The sequence below is a fragment of the Kitasatospora sp. NPDC127116 genome (assembly GCF_042677365.1).
GTDB lineage: Bacteria > Actinomycetota > Actinomycetes > Streptomycetales > Streptomycetaceae > Kitasatospora > Kitasatospora lactacystinica.
Map to the genome: position 1 here is coordinate 73,157 of NZ_JBHXTL010000002.1, position 19,718 is coordinate 92,874.

Below are 19,718 nucleotides of genomic sequence, written 5' to 3' on the forward strand. Positions count from 1 at the left end.
CACCGTTAAAAATTCTAACGGTGGCCCTTGCTAGGACTCGGCCAGGATCTGGCCCACGTACCGTGCCACCGCTCGCACCGCCCCCATTGTGCCGGGGTAGTCCATCCGGGTCGGACCGATCACACCCAGTTTCGCCACGCTCTCGTCGCCCGAACCGTAGCCGACCGAAACGATCGAGGTGGAATTCAGCCCTTCATAGGCGTTCTCCCGCCCGATCCGGACCGTCATCGCGGCGTCCGCGGTCTCACCCAGGAGGCGGAGCAGGATGACCTGCTCCTCCAGGGCCTCCAGCACCGGCTGGATGGTGAGCGGGAAGTCGTGCCCGAAGCGGGTCAGGTTGGCCGTGCCGGCCAGCATGATCCGCTCCTCGTTCTGCTCGGCGAGCGTCTCGAACAGGGTCGCCAGGACCGTGCTGACCGTCGGCCGGTCGGCCTGCTCGAACAGCGCCGGCAGTTCCTCCAGCAGCCCCGGGACCTCCGGGAGGCGCCGGCCGGCGGCTCTCGCGTTGATCCGGGCCCGCAGGTCCGCCAGCACCGTCTCGCCGACCGAGCCCGGGCAGTCGACCATCCGCTGCTCGACCCGGCCGGTGTTGGTGATCAGTACCAGCATCACCTTGGCCGGGGCCAGCGCCACCAGCTCGATGTGCCGGACGGTGGAGCGCGTCAGCGAGGGGTACTGCACCACCGCGACCTGCCGGGTCAGCTGGGCGAGCAGCCGCACGGTGCGGGCGACCACGTCGTCCAGGTCGACCGCGCCGTCCAGGAAGTGCCGGATGGCCCGGCGCTCGGGGGCGCTCATCGGCTTGATCTCGGCGAGCTTGTCGACGAAGAGGCGGTACCCCTTGTCGGTCGGGATGCGGCCGGCGCTGGTGTGCGGCTGGTGGATGTAGCCCTCCTCCTCCAGCGCCGCCATGTCGTTGCGGACGGTCGCCGGCGAGACCCCGAGGTTGTGCCGTTCCACCAGGGCCTTGGAGCCGACCGGCTCCTCGGTGCCCACGTAGTCCTGCACGATCGCGCGGAGTACGGCGAGCTTGCGTTCGTCCAGCTGGCGGACCTCACCGGCCATGGGGCACGCACCTCCGTCTTCGCACGTTGTCCGACTGTGTCCCTCACTGCTGCGGGCCGCTCCGGGAGGCCCCCGGTCTTGGCACTCTGAACGTACGAGTGCCAGAACCGTACCTGCCAGTGTAAGGCCCGGGTCCTACGGCAGGAACGGCCCGAGGGGCGTGATCCTCCCCGCAGTTCCGGACACGGCCCGCGGGGCCCCGGCGGTTCGATCCTCCCGGCACCGGGGTGGTGCCGGGAGGCCGTCCGGGTGGCAGCATCGAAAGCGACGGCGAACGGAGGAGCAAGCGATGTCGAGCTCGGGCCAGCACACCCGTTTCGCGCCCGACCGCGGCCTGACCGGCCGCATGGTCGCGACGATGTTCGTGATCGGGTTGCTGTACGTCGGTTTCACCGGCCTGCTGATCGCGCTGCTGCGCGGCGCCTGGCCACTGATCGTCCTGATCTCCGGCGGGCTGTTCGTGGCCCAGTTCTGGTTCAGCGACAAGATCACCGAACGGGCGATGGGCGCCCGCCAGGTGTCCCCGGAAGAGTTCCCCCAACTCCACGGCACCGTCGACCGGCTCTGCGCCCTGGCCGACATGCCCAAACCGCGGGTGGCGGTCGCCGACAACGACATGCCGAACGCCTTCGCCACCGGCCGCAACCCGCAGAACGCGGTGATCTGCGTGACCACCGGGCTGCTGCGCCGGCTGGAACCGGAGGAGCTGGAGGGAGTCCTCGCGCACGAGCTGTCGCACGTCGCCCACCGGGACGTCGCGGTGATGACGATCGCCGGGTTCCTCGGCGTCCTCGCCGGGGCGATGACCCGGATCGCCGTGTACGGCGGGTTCATGGGCGGCGGGCGCAACAACAACGACCAGAACGCCGCCATCCTGGCGCTGATCATCCCGCTGGTGTCGATCGTCGTCTACGCGATCAGCTTCCTGCTCACCCGGCTGCTCTCCCGCTACCGCGAACTGGCCGCCGACCGGGCCGCCGCCCAGCTCACCGGCCGGCCCAGCGCCCTGGCCTCGGCGCTCACCAAGGTGACCGGGCAGATCGCGGCCATCCCCAGCAAGGACCTGCGCCAGGCGCAGCCGTACAACGCCTTCTACTTCGCCCCCGCGCTGAGCGCCCGGGAGGCCGCCTCGCAGCTGTTCTCCACCCACCCCAGCCTGGAGAAGCGGCTGGAGCAGCTGGCGAGGATCTCCGAGCAGCTCGGCCACTGAACCCGCCGAGCCCCTGACGCGAAAGGACCGCCGTGGGAATCCTGGACACCCTGTTCGGCCGCACCAAGCCCGTCAAGCCCGACCTCGACCAGCTGTTCGGCGTGCCGTCCGCCGCGCTCACCCTGGAGGCCGGGGCCGGGTTCACCCCCACCGGGCTCGGCTCGGTCTGCTTCGCGGCCGTCGAGGGCGCGGCCTTCGTCCAGGTCGAGCAGCAGGTCCGGGCCCTGCTGGACGCCGACACCGAGCGCGGCGGCGTCCCGGTGGAGGCCTCCAAGGACGACTACGGCTACTCCTGGCTGCTCGCCCGGCACCGGCCCGACGAACTGCCGGAGCTGGTCAACGACCTGCACGCGGTCAACAGCGAGCTGGAGGCGAACGGCTTCGGGCCGCAGCTGCTCTGCTCGCTGGTCGCCTTCCGCGATCCGCAGGGGCGGTCGCTGGCCCTGGTCTACCTCTACAAGCGCGGGACGTTCTATCCCTTCGCCCCGATGCCCGGCGGCGGGGAGAAGCGCAACAGCCCGCTGGAGCTGCAGGTCAACGCGATGCTGGGGAACGACCTGCGGCTGGAGAAGGACCTGAGCCGCTGGTTCCCGGTCTGGGGCGCGCCGGGCCTCTGACACACCGTCCGCCGTCCCTATGATCACCCGTATGCGCAGCCGCCAGTACGGACCCGACCTGACCCCGCCGTGGAAGAAACAGCGGCCCGCCCCGGAGGTGCCCGCCGAGCGGGACCTGGTGGTCGAGGAGGCGGCGACCGGCTTCTGCGGGGCGGTGGTGCGCTGCGAGAAGACCGCCGAGGGGTTCACCGTCACCCTGGAGGACCGGTTCGGCAAGCACCGGGTGTTCCCGCTGGTGCCGCGCGGCTTCCTGCTGGAGGGCCGGGCCGTCACCCTGGTCCGCCCGGCCGGCCCGGCTCCCGCCCGGACGCCGGGCCGCACCGCCTCCGGCTCCGTCGCCGTCCCGAACGCCCGCGCCCGGGTCGCCCGCGAGTCCCGGATCTACGTCGAGGGCCGGCACGACGCCGAGCTGGTCGAGCGGGTCTGGGGCGACGACCTGCGGATCGAGGGCGTCGTCGTCGAGTACCTGCGCGGCATCGACGACCTGCCCGCGATCGTCGCCGACTTCGCGCCCGGCCCCGGCCGCCGCCTCGGCGTCCTGGTCGACCACCTGCTGCCGGGGACGAAGGAGCACCGCATCGCCGCCCGGGTCACCGGCGACTCGGTGCTGGTCGTCGGCCACCCCTACATCGACATCTGGCAGGCCGTGAAGCCCTCCAGCGTGGGCATCCCCGGCTGGCCCGCCGTCCCGCGGGGCGAGGACTGGAAGGAGGGCACCTGCCGCCGCCTCGGCTGGCCGGTGGACACCCCGGCGGCCTGGAAGCACATCCTGTCGAAGGTGGACAGCTACAAGGACCTGGAACCCGAACTGCTGGGCCGGGTGGAGGAACTGATCGACTTTACGGCCCTGCCGGGTCAGGAGTAGGTCCGGAACTCCGAGGTGTCCAGCGTGATGTCGAGCAGATCCAGCGGAATCGACTCGCCGAACTTCGCGGTCCGCTCGACCGCGTAGTCCGGCAGCCCGGAGGCCGCCGCTCGACTCGGCTCGGTGAGCAGCACACAGACACCCTTGATCGGGTCGACAATCAGATATGCGGGAATCTGGCCCTCTGCATAGAGCTCCCGTTTGGTCCGGTAGTCGCGAAGCACGCTGGTCTTCGAAACCACCTCGACCGCCAGGGTGACCGCAAGCGCGGGCAACAGCCGACCGCTCTCCTCCGCAGCCCCCCGCTCAAACACGACCAGGTCCGGCTGCGGCTCACTGGCCTCGCGGGGAAAGGCCACATCCTGCGTGGTCAGTGCATTCCACCGGGTGTACGGCGTCTGGTGCTGGATGGCCCGGATGATGAGGTTGTGGACCATGTCCGGCCCGGCCATCATCACGATTTCCCCCCTGATGAGCTCGGCTTTGAAGCCTTCGGGGACCTCCAGATTCTCGAAGATCCCCGTCACCCGGTCATCAATGGCGGTCATTGCGCGCTCCCTACGACGGCTGACACCACGTTAACGACACTCAGTCCACCAAGTCACGAACAACCGCGTCCGCCAGGAGGCGGCCCTGGAGGGTCAGTGCGGCGCGGCCCTGCTCGTAGGGCCCGGCGGCGAGGAGGCCGTCGGCGAGGTGCCGGTCCGCCGCCTTGCGGCCGGTGTCGGTGAGCAGGTCCAGGGGGATGCCGTCGACCAGGCGCAGCTCCAGGAGGATCCGCTCGACGCGGCGGTCCTCCTCGGCCAGCACCTCGCGGGCCAGCGCCGGGGTGCGCTGCTCGGCGAGGGCCTGCGCGTAGGCGGCGGGGTGCTTGGCGTTCCACCAGCGGACGCCGCCGACGTGGCTGTGGGCGCCGGGGCCCGCGCCCCACCAGTCGGCGCCGGTCCAGTACAGCTCGTTGTGGCGGCAGCGGCCCTCGGGGGCGGTGGCCCAGTTGGAGACCTCGTACCAGGAGTAGCCGGCGGCGGCGAGCGCCTCCTCGGCGATCAGGTAGCGGTCGGCGTGCACGTCGTCGTCGATCATCGGCAGTTCGCCGCGCTTGACCCGGGCGGCGAGCCGGGTGCCCTCCTCGACGATCAGCGAGTACGCGGAGACGTGGTCGGGCCCGGCGCCGATGGCGGCGTCCAGGGAGGCCCGCCAGTCGTCGTCGGACTCGCCGGGGGTGCCGTAGATGAGGTCGAGGTTGACGTGCTCGAAGCCGGCCGCGCGGGCCTCGGCCACGCAGGCCTCGGGGCGGCCCGGGGTGTGGTGGCGGTCGAGCAGCTTCAGGACGTGCGGGCGGGCGCTCTGCATGCCGAAGGAGAGCCGGTTGTAGCCGCCCTCGCGCAGTTCGGCCAGGTACGCCGGGTCGACCGACTCCGGGTTGGCCTCGGTGGTGACCTCGGCGTCCTCGGCGAGCCCGAACTCCTCGCGTATCGCGGCGAGCATCTTCACCAGGTCGCGGGCGGGCAGCAGGGTCGGGGTGCCGCCGCCGAGGAAGACGGTCCGCACCGGGAGGTCCGTGTCCCCCAGCACCTTCCGGGCGAGGCGGATCTCGGCGACCACGTTGTCCGCGTACGTGTCCTGCGAGGCGACCGCCCCGGAGGAGCGCAGCTCGGTGGCGGTGTAGGTGTTGAAGTCGCAGTAGCCGCAGCGGCTGGCGCAGTACGGCACGTGCAGGTAGAAGCCGAACGGCCGGTCGCCCAGCCCGTCGAGGGCGTGCGCGGGCAGGGAACCGTCGGACGGCACCGGATCGCCGTCGGGGAGTGCGGAGGGCATGAGCCCATTGTCCCGTACGGCGCACCCGTTCGGGTGAGCCGTACGGGGCGGGGCGGCTCAGGCCTCGTTGGCGCCCGCGTACATGGCCGCCACGGCGTCCGCGTAGGTCCGCTCGACCACCGGGCGCTTGATCTTCAGGCTCGGGGTGAGCTCGCCGTGCTCGATGTCCAGGTCGCGCGGCAGCAGGTGGAACTTCTTGATCGTCTGCCAGCGCTGGAGGTCGGCGTTGACCCGCTTGACGAAGCCCTCGATCAGCTGGTGCACGGCCGGCTCGGCGGCCAGTTCGGCGTAGCTCCTGCCGGCCAGGCCGCGCTCGGCGGCCCACGGCAGGAGGACCGCCTCGTCCAGGCCGATCAGCGCGGTGCAGAAGTTGCGGCCGTTGCCGATCACCAGGATGTTGCTGACGAACGGGCAGACCGCCTTGAACTTGCCCTCGACCTCGCTGGGCGCCACGTACTTGCCGCCGGAGGTCTTGAACAGGTCCTTCTTGCGGTCGGTGATCCGCAGGAAGCCGTCCGGGGTGAGCTCGCCGATGTCCTCGGTGTGGAACCAGCCGTCCGACTCCAGCACCTCGGCGGTCTTCTCCGGCAGGTTGTGGTAGCCGCGCATGACGCCCGGGCCGCGCAGCAGGATCTCGCCGTCCTCGGCGATCCGCACCTCGGTGCCGGGCAGCGGGCGGCCCACCGTGCCGATCCGCACGTCCTCCGCGCGGTTGACGCAGGAGCCGGCGCTGGTCTCGCTCAGGCCGTAGCCCTCCAGGATCGGCACCCCGGCGCCGATGAAGAAGTAGCCGATCTCCGGGGCGAGCGCGGCGCTGCCGGAGACCGCACCGCGCAGCCGGCCGCCGAAGGCCGCCCGGATCTTCGCGTACACCAGCTTGTCGGCGAGCGCGTGCTGCGCCCGCAGGCCCAGCGGGGCCGTCTCGGTGCCGGTGGCCACCCGGCTCTCCTGGACCGCCCGGGCGTGCTCGCGGGCGACCTTCGCCGCCCACAGGAAGATCTTGTACTTGGCGCCGCCCTCGGCCCGGGCCTTGCCCGCGATGCCGTTGTAGACCTTCTCGAAGATGCGCGGGGCCGAGGCCATGATGGTCGGCCGGATCACCGGCAGGTTGTGGATGATCCGGTCCACCCGGCCGTCCACCGCCATCACGTGCCCGGTGGCGATCTGCCCGGAGATCAGCGTCTTGCCGAACACGTGCGACAGCGGCAGCCACATGAACTGCACGTCGTCGGGGCCCAGCAGTCCGCTGGCCTCCTGCGCCCGGCCCTCGTACGCCCAGCAGTCGTGCACCAGGCGCACGCCCTTGGGGCGGCCGGTGGTGCCGGAGGTGTAGATGAGGGTGGCCAGCTGCTCCTTGTCGAGCCCGTCGACGGCCTTCTCCACCGCGTCCGGGTGCTCCGCCAGGTACCGGGCGCCGCGCTCCTCCAGCTCCGCGAGGGTGAGCAGCTCCAGGCCGGCGCTCTCGGGGGCCTCGGCGGGCGCGTCGAAGAGGATCACGGTGCGCAGCTCGGGCAGCTGGTCGAGCTGCCCGACGGCCTTGGCCAGCTGGGCCGCGTTCTCGGCGAACAGCGCCCGGGAACCGGAGTCGGAGAGGATGAACGCCGTCTCGTCCGCGTTGGTGCTCGGGTAGACGGTGGTGATCGCGGCGCCCGCGCACATGGCGCCGAGGTCGGCGACGATCCATTCCAGCCGGGTCGAGGAGGCCAGGGCCACCCGGTCCTCGGGGTGGATGCCGAGTGCCATCAGGCCGGCGGCCACGGCCTTGACCCGGGTCGCGGTCTGCGCCCAGGTGAGCGAGCGCCACTGCTCGGCGCCGGGCGCGCCGTCGGCGGCCTGCTCGTCCACGGGCGAGGGGTAGCGGTAGGCCTCGGCGTTCGGGGTCAGGGCGACCCGCTCCAGGAACAGGTGGGCGACGGAGGCCGGACGCCCGGCGACGAGGTCGGACCTGCCGGAGCCGATCAGGGACTGCGCGGAACTCAACGAGGACCTCCGGGGGCGGGTGGCCGTCTGGATTGTCGCGGCGTCCGTGGGGGCGGTCGCCGGGCCCCGGTTCACCTGAACGGTACCGGTCAGTAACAAAGGGGCAATCAGCAGCCTAGGGGGAAACCGGTCATTCCGTAAGAGGGCAGCGCCCGACGGCACGCCCCCGCGCCACCGGTGCCGGACCCGTCCGTTCGGCAAAGGCCCGGCAAACCTCCGGCTCCCGCACGCCGAATGACCTGTACGACGCTACAGAACACGGAGAATTGGGGTGCGAACCCGACCGGCGACGACAAGAGTGTGCTAGTGCTGATCAGATTGCTGAGGGCGTACCTGCGCCCGTACTCCCGACCGATCACCCTGCTGGTACTGCTCCAGCTGGTGTCCACCCTCGCGGCGCTCTACCTGCCGACGCTCAACGCCGACATCATCGACGACGGCGTGGTCAAGGGCGACACCGGCTACATCCTGCGCGTCGGCGGGGTGATGATCGCCGTCACCGTCCTCCAGGCCCTGTGCTCGGTCGGCGCCGTCTTCATCGGCGCGCGCACCGCCATGGCCTTCGGCCGGGACGTCCGCGCCGCCGTCTTCGACCGGGTGCAGAGCTTCTCCGCCCGCGAGGTCGGCCAGTTCGGCGCCCCTTCGCTGATCACCCGGACCACCAACGACGTCCAGCAGGTCCAGATGCTCGCCCTGATGAGCTTCACGCTCATGGTCGCCGCGCCGATCATGTGCGTCGGCGGCATCATCATGGCGCTCAACCAGGACGTCCCGCTCTCCGGCCTGCTGCTCGCCGTCATCCCCGCGCTCGGCGTCGTCGTGGTCCTGCTGGTCCGCGCGCTGCGCCCCCGGTTCCGCAGCATGCAGGAACGGATCGACACCGTGAACCGGGTCCTGCGCGAGCAGATCACCGGCATCCGGGTCATCCGCGCCTTCGTCAAGGACGACCAGGAGCAGGCCCGCTTCGCCGACGCCAACGAGGACCTCACCCAGGTCGCCCGCCAGGTCGGCCGGCTGATGTCCATCATGTTCCCCGCCGTCATGCTGGTGGTGAACGTCTCCAGCGTCGCCGTGCTCTGGTTCGGCGCCCACCGCATCGACAGCGGCGCCATGGAGATCGGCGCGCTCACCGCGTTCCTCTCCTACCTGATGCAGATCCTGATGAGCGTCATGATGGCCACCTTCATGTTCATGATGGTGCCGCGCGCCGAGGTCTGCGCCGAGCGCATCGAGGAGGTCCTCGGCACCCACAGCAGCGTCGTCCCGCCCACCGACCCCGTCCGGAAGGTGCTGCGCCGCGGCAACCTGGAACTGCGCGACGTCGACTTCCGCTACCCCGGCGCCGAGGCCTCGGTGCTGCGCGCCATCGACCTCACCGCCCGCCCCGGCGAGACCACCGCGATCATCGGCTCCACCGGCAGCGGCAAGTCCACCCTGCTCGGCCTCGTCCCCCGGCTCTTCGACGCCACCTCCGGCCAGGTCCTGCTCGACGGCGTCGACGTCCGCGAACTCGCCCCCGCCGCGCTCGCCGAGAACGTCGGCATCGTCCCGCAGAAGCCCTACCTCTTCTCCGGCACCATCGCCAGCAACCTCCGCTACGGCCGGCCCGACGCCACCGACGAGGAGCTCTGGCACGCCCTGGAGATCGCCCAGGCCAAGGAGTTCGTCGAGAAGCTGCCCGAAGGCCTCGACGCCCCCATCGCCCAGGGCGGCGGCAACGTCTCCGGCGGCCAGCGCCAACGCCTGGCCATCGCCCGGACCCTGGTCCGCCGGCCATCCGTCTACCTCTTCGACGACTCCTTCTCCGCGCTCGACTACGCCACCGACGCCAAGCTCCGCAAGGCCCTCGCCCGCGAGACCTCCGACGCCACCGTCCTGATCGTCGCCCAGCGCGTGTCCACCATCCGCGACGCCGACCGGATCGTCGTCCTCGACGAGGGCGCCGTCGTCGGCACCGGAACCCACCACGAGCTGATGGCCGACAACCCGACGTACCGGGAGATCGTGCTCTCCCAGCTCACCGAGCAGGAGGCGGCGTGACCACGCCCGGAAAGCCCGACCTGGACAAGGGGCAGGCCCCCGGCGGCGCCCCCACGGACACCCTGAAGAAGGACACCCCGCCGAAGGACGCCGGACTGCCCAGCGACTCCCAGGCCGCCGCCGCCCGCCGCGGCCCCGCCGGCCCCGGCCGCTTCATGGGCGGCCAGGGCACCGAGAAGTCGATGGACTTCAAGGGCTCCGGCAAGCGCGTCCTCGGCCTGCTGCGCCCCGAACGCAACACCCTGATCGGCGTCCTGATCCTCGGCGTCATCGGCATCGGCTGCGCCGTCATCGGCCCCAAGATCCTCGGCGACGCCACCGACCTGATCTTCGCCGGCGTCGTCGGCGCCCGCTTCCAGGCCGGCACCTCCAAGGAACAGGTCGTCGACGGGCTGCGCGCCCACGGCGAGGGCGGCGTCGCCGACCTGCTCTCCTCCGTCGACTTCACCCCCGGCCAGGGCATGGACTTCGGCGCCATCGGCACCGTCCTGCTCTGGGTCCTCGGCATCTACGTCGCCTCCGCCGTCTTCGGGATCTTCCAGGGCCGGCTGGCCACCCGGGCCATCCAGGCCGCCGGCTACCGGCTGCGCCAGGACGTCGAGGCCAAGCTCTCCCGGCTGCCGCTCAGCTACTTCGACAAGCAGCCGCGCGGCGAGGTGCTCAGCCGGGTCACCAACGACATCGACAACATCGGCCAGTCCATGCAGCAGACCCTCGGACAGGTCGTCAACTCGCTGCTCACCGTGGTCGGCGTGCTCGCGATGATGTTCTGGATCTCCCCGCTGCTCGCCGTGATCGCACTGGTCTCGGTGCCCGCCTCGGTGATCGTCGCCACCAAGGTCGGCAAGCGGGCCCAGCCGCAGTTCGTCCAGCAGTGGAAGTCCACCGGCCAGCTCAACGCCCACATCGAGGAGATGTACACCGGCCACACCCTGGTCAAGGTGTTCGGGCGCCAGCAGGAGTCCGCGGAGACCTTCCGCGAGCACAACGACGCGCTCTACCAGGCCAGCTACAAGGCCCAGTTCATCTCCGGCACCATCCAGCCCGCGATGATGCTGATCGGCAACCTCCAGTACGTGCTGGTCGCCGTCGTCGGCGGCCTGCGGGTGGCCAGCGGCTCGCTGTCCATCGGCGACGTCCAGGCGTTCATCCAGTACTCGCGGCAGTTCAGCCAGCCGCTCACCCAGGTCGCCAGCATGGCCAACCTGGTGCAGTCCGGCGTCGCCTCCGCCGAGCGCGTCTTCGAGCTGCTGGACGCGCCCGAGCAGAGCCCCGAACCGGCCATGCCCGAACGGCCCGACGTACTGCACGGCCGGGTCGCCTTCCAGGACGTGGCCTTCCGCTACGACCCCGAGAAGCCGCTCATCGAGGACCTCTCGCTCAAGGTCGAACCCGGGCAGACCGTCGCCATCGTCGGCCCCACCGGCGCCGGCAAGACCACCCTGGTCAACCTGCTGATGCGGTTCTACGAGGTCAGCTCCGGACGGATCACCCTCGACGGCGTGGACATCGCCGCGATGTCCCGCGAGGAACTGCGCTCCGGCATCGGCATGGTGCTCCAGGACACCTGGCTGTTCGGCGGCACCATCGCCGACAACATCGCCTACGGCGCCGAGTCGGCCACCCGCGAGCAGGTCGTCGAGGCCGCCAGGGCCGCCCACGTCGACCGCTTCGTGCGCACCCTGCCGGACGGCTACGACACCGTCATCGACGACGAGGGCACCAACGTCAGCACCGGCGAGAAGCAGCTGATCACCATCGCCCGGGCGTTCCTCGCCCAGCCGTCCATCCTGGTCCTGGACGAGGCGACCAGCTCCGTCGACACCCGCACCGAGGTGCTGATCCAGCGGGCCATGGCCCGGCTGCGCACCGGCCGCACCAGCTTCGTGATCGCCCACCGGCTCTCCACCATCCGGGACGCCGACGTGATCCTGGTGATGGAGAACGGCTCGATCGTCGAACAGGGCTCGCACGACGAGCTGATCGCCGCCGACGGCGCCTACGCCCGGCTCTACCAGGCACAGTTCGCCGAGGCCGCGGTCGAGATGGACTGACGTCCGGCCGACCGGAGGGCCGGGGCGGGGACTTCCCGCCCCGGCCCTTCGCTTCGCGGACACCGCGCGCTACGTTGGGCCCGTGATCGACGACCAGGCCCCGGACCGCCCGGACACCCCTGCCGCGCCCGGCACCCCCGGAACCCCCGCTGCCTCCGGGACCCCCGCTGCCTCCGGAACCCCGCGGACGCCGGACGCCTTCGAGGCGAACCGCCGCTACCTGGGCTCGGTCGCCTACCGGCTGCTCGGCTCGTTCACCGACGCCGAGGACGTCCTCCAGGACGCCTGGCTGCGCTGGCGGGCCGCCGACCGCTCCGCCGTCGCCGACCCGCGCGCCTTCCTCACCACCGTCGTCACCCGGCTCTGCTACGACCAGCTGGGCTCCGCCCGGGCCCGCCGCGAGGCCTACTACGGCGAGTGGCTGCCCGAGCCCGCCGTCACCTACGCCGCCGGCCCCGACTCCCCCGCCGAACTGGCCGAACGCGGCGAGTCCGTCTCGCTCGCCCTGCTGGCCGTACTGGAACAGCTCACCCCCGCCGAACGGGCCGCCTTCGTACTGCACGACGTCTTCGCGGTCGGCTTCGAGGAGATCGCCGCCTCCCTGGAACGCACCCCCGACGCCGCCCGCCAGCTCGCCTCCCGGGCCCGCCGCCGGGTCCGCGACGGCAACCACGCACAGGACGCCGCCCGGCGCACCGGCGGGACCGACCGGGCCGAGCACCGCCAGGCCGTCGAGGCCTTCGCCGCCGCCAGCACCCGCGGCGACATCCTCGCCCTGATGGAGGTCCTCGACCCCGACGTGGTCTGGCACTCCGACGGCGGCGGCATCGTCCGCGCCGGAGTCCGCCCGATCCACGGCGCCGACCGGGTGGCCCGGATGGTGGCCGGCCTGGTCGCCAAGTGGTTCACCCCCGACACCGCCACCACCACCGCGGTGGTCAACGGCGAACCCGGACTGGTCTGGTACGACCGGGCCACCGGCACGGTCGGCGGCGTCCTCGCCTTCACCGTGGCCGACGGGCGGATCACCGAGGCGCACGTCGTGGTCAACCCCGAGAAGCTCGCCCGGGTCCCCGCCGTGGAGCTGTGACACGGGTCACCGTCACACCCCGGCCGGCCGCGTCGTCCCCTTCCCGAACAGCGCTCCACCGGAGCGCCCTCGCGAGGAGGCGGACGAGATGAGCAGCACCACCACCGGGCAACGGATCGTCGTACTGGGCGCCGGGTACGCCGGGCTCACCGCGGCCAAGGGCGCCGGCCGGCACCACGACGTCACCCTGGTCGCCCCCGAGGAGCGGATCCTGCACCGCATCCGCCAGCACGAGACCGCGGCCGGCCACGGCCGCGACTGGCCCACCATCGGCGAGCTCACCCGCGGCGGCCGGATCACCCACCGCCGGGCCCGGGCCGTCGGACTCGACCCGGCCGCGCGCGAGGTCCGGCTCGACGACGGCACCACCCTCGGGTACGACACCCTGGTCCACGCCCTCGGCAGCCGCACCGCCTGGCACGCCGTCCCCGGCGCCGAACAGCTCGCCTACCCGGCGGAACGCGCCACCGAACTGCGCCGCCGGATCGACACGGCCGACCGGCCCGGCACCCTGGCCGTGGTCGGCGGCGGCGCCACCGGCATCGAGCTGGCCACCGAACTCGCCGAGGCCCACCCCTCCTGGCAGGTGCGGATCGTCGCCTCCGGCCTGGTCGGCGGCGTCTACTCGGCCAAGGGCCGGGCCCACGTCCGGCGCGTCCTCGCCCAGCTCGGCGCGAGCGTCCACGAGAACACCACCGTCACCGAGGTCACCCCGGACGGGCTGCGCACCACCGCCGGCCCGATCGAGGCCGACCTCGTCGTCTGGGCCGCCTCGCTGGAGCCGCACCCGCTGGCCGCCGAGGCCGGACTGGCCGTGGACGGGCGCGGCCGGGCCGTGGTGGACGACCACCTGCGGTCGGTCTCCCACCCTGACGTCCACGTGATCGGCGACGCCGCCGCGGTCACCGTCCCCGGCATCGGCACCCTGCGGATGGGCTGCGCCACCGCCCTGCCGCAGGGCCAGTACCTCGGCAGGCTGCTGGACGGGCGCACCGAGGGGCCGTTCTCGTTCCGGTACCAGGTGCAGTGCGTGAGCCTCGGCCGGCGGGACGGGCTGCTCCAGGTGGTCCGCCCGGACGACTCGATGCGGCCCACCGTGTTCACCGGCACCGCGGGGCGGCTGGCGAAGGCGGCGATCGTCGCCGTGGTCCTCAACAGCCTGAAGTAGGCCCGCCGTCCCCGCCGGCCCCGCCGTTCCCGCCGTTCCCGCCGTTCCCGCCGGCCGCTGCCGGACGCGCCGGGGCCGGGGGCGGGGGCGGGGGCTCCGGAAACGCCGGAAGGGCCCGGGCGGGTGCCCGGGCCCTTCCGGCGTTGCGTCGCCGCCGTGCCGCTACTTCTTGTCCTTCGGCGTCTCGGCGTCGGTGGACAGCGCGGCGATGAAGGCCTCCTGCGGGACCTCCACGCTGCCGACCATCTTCATCCGCTTCTTGCCTTCCTTCTGCTTCTCCAGCAGCTTCCGCTTGCGGGAGATGTCACCGCCGTAGCACTTGGCGAGGACGTCCTTGCGGATCGCGCGGACCGTCTCACGGGCGATCACCCGGGAGCCGATGGCCGCCTGGATCGGCACCTCGAACTGCTGGCGGGGGATGAGCTTCTGGAGCTTGCCCGCCATCATCACGCCGTAGCTGTAGGCCTTGTCCTTGTGCACGATCGCGGAGAACGCGTCCACCGGGTCGCCGTGCAGCAGGATGTCGACCTTCACCAGCTGGGCGGCCTGCTCGCCGATGGGCTCGTAGTCCAGCGAGGCGTAGCCGCGGGTCTTGGACTTCAGCTGGTCGAAGAAGTCGAAGACGATCTCCGCGAGCGGCAGGGTGTAGCGCAGCTCGACGCGGTCCTCGGAGAGGTAGTCCATGCCCTGGAGGTTGCCGCGGCGGGACTGGCAGAGCTCCATGATCGCGCCGACGAACTCGTTGGGCGCCAGGATGGTGCCGCGCACGACCGGCTCGAACACCTCGGAGATCTTGCCGGTCGGGAACTCGCTCGGGTTGGTGACGGTGTGCTCGGTGCCGTCCTCCATCACCACCCGGTAGACCACGTTCGGGGCGGTGGAGATCAGGTCGAGGTTGAACTCGCGCTCCAGGCGCTCCCGGATGATCTCCAGGTGCAGCAGGCCGAGGAAGCCGCAGCGGTAGCCGAAGCCGAGCGCGACCGAGGTCTCCGGCTCGTACACCAGCGCGGCGTCGTTGAGGCGCAGCTTGTCCAGGGCGTCGCGCAGCAGCGGGTAGTCCGAGCCGTCCAACGGGTACAGGCCGGAGAACACCATCGGGCGCGGGTCCTTGTAGCCGCCGAGCGGCTCGGTGGCGCCCTTGTGCATCGAGGTGATCGTGTCACCGACCTTGGACTGCCGGACGTCCTTCACACCGGTGATGATGTAGCCCACCTCGCCGACGCCGAGGCCGTCCGCGACCTTCGGCTCGGGCGAGATGACGCCGATCTCCAGCAGCTCGTGGGTGGCGCCGGTGGACATCATCGCGATGCGCTCGCGCTTGGTGAGCTGGCCGTCCACGACACGGACGTAGGTGACCACGCCGCGGTAGGAGTCGTACACCGAGTCGAAGATCATCGCGCGGGCCGGGGCGTCCTTGACGCCGACCGGGGCCGGGACGGTGTTGACGATGTGGTCCAGCAGGTCCTCGACGCCCAGGCCGGTCTTGGCGCTGACCTGGAGCACGTCGGACGGGTCGCAGCCGATGATGTGGGCGATCTCGGCGGCGTACTTCTCCGGCTGGGCGGCCGGGAGGTCGATCTTGTTGAGGACCGGGACGATCGTGAGGTCGTTCTCCAGCGCCAGGTACAGGTTGGCGAGGGTCTGCGCCTCGATGCCCTGGGCCGCGTCGACCACCAGGATGGTGCCCTCGCACGCGGCGAGCGAACGGGACACCTCGTACGTGAAGTCCACGTGGCCGGGGGTGTCGATCATGTTGAGGATGTGGGTCGCCCCGGCGTTCGGGCCGGTCTTCGGCGCCCACGGGAGGCGGACCGCCTGCGACTTGATGGTGATGCCGCGCTCACGCTCGATGTCCATGCGGTCGAGGTACTGGGCACGCATCTGCCGGGGGTCGACGACGCCGGTGATCTGCAGCATCCGGTCTGCGAGCGTCGACTTGCCGTGGTCGATGTGGGCGATGATGCAGAAGTTGCGGATCAGCGCCGGGTCGGTACGGCTGGGCTCTGGCACATTGCTGGGGGTCGCGGGCACCTTGGTCCGATTCTCCGTTGGTCCGGGGCCGGGGGTGTCCGGATCATCGCTGACCGGTTTCCCGGGGACCGGACAGTCTCGTCCGATCGAAATAGTTCCTCCCATCTTCCCACGACTGCGGCCCGGGGCACCGTCCGGGAGTCTCCCGGGCACCCGGGGCGGTCCCCGTGGGCACCGGGGAAGCTCCTCGCGGGCGTCGGGGCGGCGCTCGCGAGCGTCCGGGCGCGGTCCTCGCACGGGCCCGGGGGCGGTCCTCGCGGGCGCCCGGGTGCGGTCCTCGCGAGCGCCCGGTTTGGGGCGGGCAGCGGGCCCCTGGTAGCGTGGGCTGCTGCACCCGGCCTCGGCATGCCCTCTCAGCTGGACCGAAGGCCGCCGGTTGCAACCCCGTTCACAATCTTTAGACAGACTGAGGCTCCTTCGTGGCGAACATCAAGTCCCAGATCAAGCGCAACAAGACCAACGAGAAGGCGCGCCTTCGCAACAAGGCCGTCAAGTCCTCGCTGAAGACCGCTCTGCGCAAGGCCCGTGAGGCCGCTGCCGCCGGCGAGACCGAGAAGGCCACCGAGCTGGCCCGCGCCGCCTCCAAGGCGCTGGACAAGGCCGTGAGCAAGGGCGTCATCCACGCCAACCAGGCCGCCAACAAGAAGTCGGCCATCACCAAGCGCGTCAACACGGCCGTCCAGGCCTGACGCCCCGGGGGCGGTGACCCCCATCGCTTCGGGACGACCCGGCCCTCTACCCGGACCCCCGAGGCGCGCGAGACTCGCACCGTACGCGGCCTGCGTTCGCCACGCGGGTGCGGTGCAACCAAGCAGTACGACAGGCGTCGCAGTCGGCCTCCTCCCCGGAGACCACTGCGGCGCCTGTCGCGTTCCGCGGTCCGGCCGCTATGGTCGGTCAGGTCCGTTCGACGTGCGGTTCGAGGTGCGGGGAGCACCCCGGCACCAGGTCCAGGGGGAACTTCCATGACGACGCCACCGCCGCCACCGGCACCGAACGGACCGGGGTACGGCTTCCCGCAACAACCGGGCGGGGGCGCGCAGCCGGTACCGGGCGCCCCGGGGCCCGCGGGCGCGGGCGGCTTCGGACCGCCGCCGGGGCTGCCCACCGCGCCCGGCCTGCCCGCCGCCCCGGGCCCCGGACGGAGCGGGAACCTGCGGCGCAACGCCGTCTGGGCGTTCGTCGGAGCGGTGATCGTCTCGGTCGGCTGGGCCGCCGCCGTGATGACCGTCCCCGGTCTGGTCACCAGCCAGTCCTCCCCGCGCGACCTGCGCGGCTACCGGCTCTCCGACGACTTCTGCACCACCGGGAAGCCCACGAAGATCCTCCAGACGTACTCCGTCTCGGACACCTCCAAGTCGACCCACCACACCGACCGGCACCCGGCGCTGGACAGCATGAACTGCTCGATGTCGCTCAAGCGCACCGGCGGCACCAGCGACAGCGAGTACGCCAACCTCTACATGCGCGTCGACCTGCACAAGGCGGTCAACCCGGCGCCCGAGCTGGAGGCCAACAAGGAGCTCTACCGGGCGCGCGGCTACCAGGTCACCGACATCGCGGGGCTCGGCGAGGAGGCGTACTTCCTGTACAAGGACGACGGCTCGGACCAGTACCACAGCGTCTACGCCGAGCTGGACATCCGCGACGGCGGGATGACGTACTACGTCACCTACTCGGCCAGCTACACCGAGGGCAAGGGCAAGCCGCCGTCCAAGGACGAGCTGCGCGGCGCCCTCCAGTCCGACGGGCAGGACGCCCTCCGGGCCATGAAGAAGTAGGCCGGACCGCTCGCACCGCCGCCCCGCGCCGCCAGTGGACGGACCATCGGTGGGCGGGCCATCGGTGGACGGGCCCGTCGGTAGGCGGGCCGTCAGTAGGCGGGCCGGGAGCCGGCCCGGGATGCCCGGGCGACGGCGACCACCGCGCGCTCCAGGGCGAAGGCCGGGTCGTCCGATCCGCCCTTGACGGCGGCGTCGGCCTGGGCGATCGCGGTCAAAGCGGTGGCCACCCCGTCGCCCGTCCAGCCGCGCATCTGCTGGCGGACCCGGTCGACCTTCCACGGCGGCATGCCCAGCTCGCGGGCCAGGTCACCCGGGCGCATGTTCCGCCCGGCGCTCGCCAGCCGGCCGATGCTGCGCACCCCGGAGGCCAGCGCGTAGGTGATGCCGGTCGGCGGCTGGCCGACGGCCAGCGCCCAGCGCAGCCGCTCCAGCGCCTCCGCGGCCCGGCCGGTGACCGCCAGGTCCGCCACCTCGAAGCCGGTCGCCTCGGCCCGGCCGCTGTAGTAGCGGGCCACCACCGTCTCGTCGATCGCGCCCTCGACGTCCGAGGTCAGCTGGTGACAGGCGGCGGCCAGCTCGCGCAGGTCGCTGCCGAGCGCGTCCAGCAGCGCCTGGCAGGCCTCCGGGGTCGCCGAGCGGCCCAGGGTGCGGAACTCGCCCTTGACGAAGGCCAGCCGCTCGCTCGCCTTGGCCAGCTTGGCGCAGGCCACCTCACGCCCGCCGGCCTTGCGCCCGGCGTCCAGCAGGCCCTTGCCCTTGGCGCCGCCGGCGTGCACCAGCACCATGATCACTTCCTCGGCCGGCGCCTCGATGTACGCCTTGACCTCCTTCACCGAGTCGGCGGAGAGGTCCTGTGCGGCCCGGACCACGATCACCTTGCGCTCGGCGAACAGCGACGGCGTGGTCAGCTCGGCAAGGCTGCCGGGCTGCAGGCCGCCGGGCGGCAGGTCCCGCACGTCGGTGTCCGGGTCCGCCGCCTTCGCCGCCGCCACCACCTGGGCGACCGCACGGTCCAGCAGCAGCTCCTCCTGGCCGACCGCGAGGGTCAGCGGGGCGAGCAGGTCGTCGGGTGCACTCTTCCTGGCCATCGCCTACCAGCATCCCACGGGCCGCGGACACTCCCGCCCGACGGAGCGGGCGGCCCGACCTGGACAATGGCCGGGTGAGCGAGAACCAGACCACCGACCTCCCGGACGTCGACGACCCGTACGCCCGGCAGCTGCTCGTCCTGCCCGACCGCGACACCGCCCAGGAGGCGGCCGAGGAACTCGGCGCCACCCAGCCCGACCTCGGCGAGCTCGAAGTCGTCCGCGACGCGCTCGCGGGCGAGGACGACGCCGAGGACGCCCAGTGGCTGGTCGTCGCCGAGGCCCCGGAGAGCGGCTGGACCCCCGCCCTGCTGCACGCCCTCGACACCCTCGCGACCGGCTACGAGGGCTGGCGCGAGGAGGCCTGAGCCCTGAGGCCGGCACCCGGCACCCGGCACCCGGCACCCGGCACCCGGCACCCGGCACCCCGACATCTTCCGGGCCGGCTCGACCACCGCGGCGAGCCGGCCCCTGCCGTCGGCGCCCCTGCCCGCCCGGACCGGCCCGGCCGGATCAGAAGTGCGGGGAGCCGGAGGCGCCCCCCGGGCCGGAGGTCGCCGACGCCATCGAGGACCTTCTCCACCGAGGCGACGTGCCGGCCCGCGGTGATGACGTCGCGCAGCAGCGGTCGAGCGGGGTGCGCCCGGTGTAGATCGCGGCCGATCCCACGGCGCCGTACAGGAGTTGGACCGCCTCCCGGCAGGCCCGGTGCGCGAACCGGCGGGCCGGCGCGGCCGTGCCGCGCTCCGGCTTGCCCGGTGCGCGCCGCAACCCGCATTTCCAGGCCTTTGCGCGTTCCTGTGGCACCTTGCCGCGGGCCGCCCTCGCCTCCCCCTGAGCTTGTGGCATTTCTCCGGGGCGGGGCCGGCCCCGCGCACGCAGCGCGCCCCCGCGTTTTGAGGGTGTTA

The 19,718-nt window shown here is 72.0% G+C and carries 16 protein-coding genes; 10 read left to right on the forward strand and 6 right to left on the reverse strand.

The window, feature by feature from the left end; genetic code table 11:
• Nucleotides 1–30 precede the first annotated feature (30 nt).
• Nucleotides 31–1,065, reverse strand: coding sequence for a heat-inducible transcriptional repressor HrcA (gene hrcA / locus ACFVHV_RS01395; RefSeq protein WP_359903053.1), 1,035 nt, complete (start codon nt 1,063–1,065; stop codon nt 31–33).
• Between the two features lie 289 nt (nt 1,066–1,354).
• On the opposite strand from hrcA, the gene htpX reads away from it, so the two are divergent.
• Genes htpX through ACFVHV_RS01410 form a run of 3 tightly spaced genes read left to right on the forward strand, consistent with a single transcriptional unit; the run spans nt 1,355 to nt 3,757 of the window.
• Entirely contained in the window at nt 1,355–2,275 is a 921-nt protein-coding gene (htpX, locus tag ACFVHV_RS01400; protein ID WP_380348018.1) for a zinc metalloprotease HtpX, read from the forward strand.
• A 32-nt stretch (nt 2,276–2,307) separates the two neighbouring features.
• On the forward strand, nt 2,308–2,892 hold the full coding sequence (locus tag ACFVHV_RS01405) for a hypothetical protein (RefSeq protein WP_359903058.1): 585 nt from the start codon (nt 2,308–2,310) through the stop codon (nt 2,890–2,892).
• 31 nt (nt 2,893–2,923) lie between these two features.
• Complete coding sequence (locus tag ACFVHV_RS01410; RefSeq protein ID WP_359903061.1) at nt 2,924–3,757, forward strand: DUF3097 domain-containing protein; 834 nt, start codon at nt 2,924–2,926, stop codon at nt 3,755–3,757.
• Here ACFVHV_RS01410 and ACFVHV_RS01415 read toward each other — a convergent pair.
• From ACFVHV_RS01415 to ACFVHV_RS01425, 3 genes are read right to left on the reverse strand one after another with little or no spacing between them, the layout of a single operon-like run.
• Complete coding sequence (locus ACFVHV_RS01415; protein ID WP_359903064.1) at nt 3,748–4,305, reverse strand: Uma2 family endonuclease; 558 nt, start codon at nt 4,303–4,305, stop codon at nt 3,748–3,750. The genes ACFVHV_RS01410 and ACFVHV_RS01415 overlap by 10 nt on opposite strands.
• 40 nt (nt 4,306–4,345) lie before the next feature.
• The gene (gene hemW / locus ACFVHV_RS01420) at nt 4,346–5,575 is read right to left on the reverse strand and encodes a radical SAM family heme chaperone HemW (RefSeq protein WP_359903067.1); all 1,230 of its coding nucleotides are present in this window, start codon (nt 5,573–5,575) and stop codon (nt 4,346–4,348) included.
• A gap of 57 nt (nt 5,576–5,632) precedes the next feature.
• Entirely contained in the window at nt 5,633–7,555 is a 1,923-nt protein-coding gene (locus tag ACFVHV_RS01425) for an AMP-dependent synthetase/ligase (protein WP_380348021.1), read from the reverse strand.
• A 306-nt stretch (nt 7,556–7,861) separates the two neighbouring features.
• On the opposite strand from ACFVHV_RS01425, the gene ACFVHV_RS01430 reads away from it, so the two are divergent.
• The 4 genes from ACFVHV_RS01430 (at nt 7,862) to ACFVHV_RS01445 (ending at nt 13,907) form a co-directional block, all read left to right on the forward strand.
• Nucleotides 7,862–9,595, forward strand: a complete 1,734-nt coding sequence (locus tag ACFVHV_RS01430) for an ABC transporter ATP-binding protein (protein ID WP_359903072.1) — start codon at nt 7,862–7,864, stop codon at nt 9,593–9,595.
• Nucleotides 9,596–9,750: 155 nt separating this feature from the next.
• On the forward strand, nt 9,751–11,649 hold the full coding sequence (locus ACFVHV_RS01435) for an ABC transporter ATP-binding protein (protein WP_380348084.1): 1,899 nt from the start codon (nt 9,751–9,753) through the stop codon (nt 11,647–11,649).
• An 82-nt stretch (nt 11,650–11,731) separates the two neighbouring features.
• Nucleotides 11,732–12,739, forward strand: a complete 1,008-nt coding sequence (gene sigJ / locus ACFVHV_RS01440) for an RNA polymerase sigma factor SigJ (protein WP_359903075.1) — start codon at nt 11,732–11,734, stop codon at nt 12,737–12,739.
• 88 nt (nt 12,740–12,827) lie between these two features.
• Nucleotides 12,828–13,907 carry an NAD(P)/FAD-dependent oxidoreductase gene (locus ACFVHV_RS01445; protein WP_380348023.1) on the forward strand — a complete coding sequence of 360 codons (1,080 nt, stop codon included), beginning with the start codon at nt 12,828–12,830 and terminating at the stop codon, nt 13,905–13,907.
• A 162-nt stretch (nt 13,908–14,069) separates the two neighbouring features.
• Here the strand turns inward: ACFVHV_RS01445 and lepA are convergent, their stop codons facing one another.
• Nucleotides 14,070–15,938, reverse strand: a complete 1,869-nt coding sequence (lepA, locus tag ACFVHV_RS01450) for a translation elongation factor 4 (protein ID WP_359903081.1) — start codon at nt 15,936–15,938, stop codon at nt 14,070–14,072.
• 419 nt (nt 15,939–16,357) lie between these two features.
• On the opposite strand from lepA, the gene rpsT reads away from it, so the two are divergent.
• Together rpsT and ACFVHV_RS01460 are read left to right on the forward strand one after the other, a co-directional pair.
• Complete coding sequence (gene rpsT / locus ACFVHV_RS01455; RefSeq protein WP_030309778.1) at nt 16,358–16,627, forward strand: 30S ribosomal protein S20; 270 nt, start codon at nt 16,358–16,360, stop codon at nt 16,625–16,627.
• 276 nt (nt 16,628–16,903) lie between these two features.
• A complete protein-coding gene (locus ACFVHV_RS01460; RefSeq protein ID WP_380348025.1) occupies nt 16,904–17,719 on the forward strand; it encodes a hypothetical protein in 816 nt (271 codons plus the stop codon).
• 92 nt (nt 17,720–17,811) lie between these two features.
• Here the strand turns inward: ACFVHV_RS01460 and holA are convergent, their stop codons facing one another.
• Nucleotides 17,812–18,810 (reverse strand): DNA polymerase III subunit delta, encoded by a 999-nt coding sequence (gene holA, locus ACFVHV_RS01465; protein ID WP_359903086.1) that lies wholly within the window; start codon nt 18,808–18,810, stop codon nt 17,812–17,814.
• 74 nt (nt 18,811–18,884) lie between these two features.
• On the opposite strand from holA, the gene ACFVHV_RS01470 reads away from it, so the two are divergent.
• A complete protein-coding gene (locus ACFVHV_RS01470) occupies nt 18,885–19,178 on the forward strand; it encodes a hypothetical protein (RefSeq protein WP_359903089.1) in 294 nt (97 codons plus the stop codon).
• Nucleotides 19,179–19,718 lie beyond the last annotated feature (540 nt).

What these genes read in the sequence shown, in the direction of transcription:
- ACFVHV_RS01415 (WP_359903064.1), bottom strand. Translation starts at nt 4,305, where the DNA reads ATGACCGCCATTGATGACCGGGTGACGGGGATCTTCGAGAATCTGGAG.
- hrcA (WP_359903053.1), bottom strand. Translation starts at nt 1,065, where the DNA reads ATGGCCGGTGAGGTCCGCCAGCTGGACGAACGCAAGCTCGCCGTACTC.
- hemW (WP_359903067.1), bottom strand. Translation starts at nt 5,575, where the DNA reads ATGCCCTCCGCACTCCCCGACGGCGATCCGGTGCCGTCCGACGGTTCC.
- ACFVHV_RS01460 (WP_380348025.1), top strand. Translation starts at nt 16,904, where the DNA reads ATGACGACGCCACCGCCGCCACCGGCACCGAACGGACCGGGGTACGGC.
- ACFVHV_RS01410 (WP_359903061.1), top strand. Translation starts at nt 2,924, where the DNA reads ATGCGCAGCCGCCAGTACGGACCCGACCTGACCCCGCCGTGGAAGAAA.
- htpX (WP_380348018.1), top strand. Translation starts at nt 1,355, where the DNA reads ATGTCGAGCTCGGGCCAGCACACCCGTTTCGCGCCCGACCGCGGCCTG.
- holA (WP_359903086.1), bottom strand. Translation starts at nt 18,810, where the DNA reads ATGGCCAGGAAGAGTGCACCCGACGACCTGCTCGCCCCGCTGACCCTC.
- ACFVHV_RS01445 (WP_380348023.1), top strand. Translation starts at nt 12,828, where the DNA reads ATGAGCAGCACCACCACCGGGCAACGGATCGTCGTACTGGGCGCCGGG.
- ACFVHV_RS01435 (WP_380348084.1), top strand. Translation starts at nt 9,751, where the DNA reads ATGGGCGGCCAGGGCACCGAGAAGTCGATGGACTTCAAGGGCTCCGGC.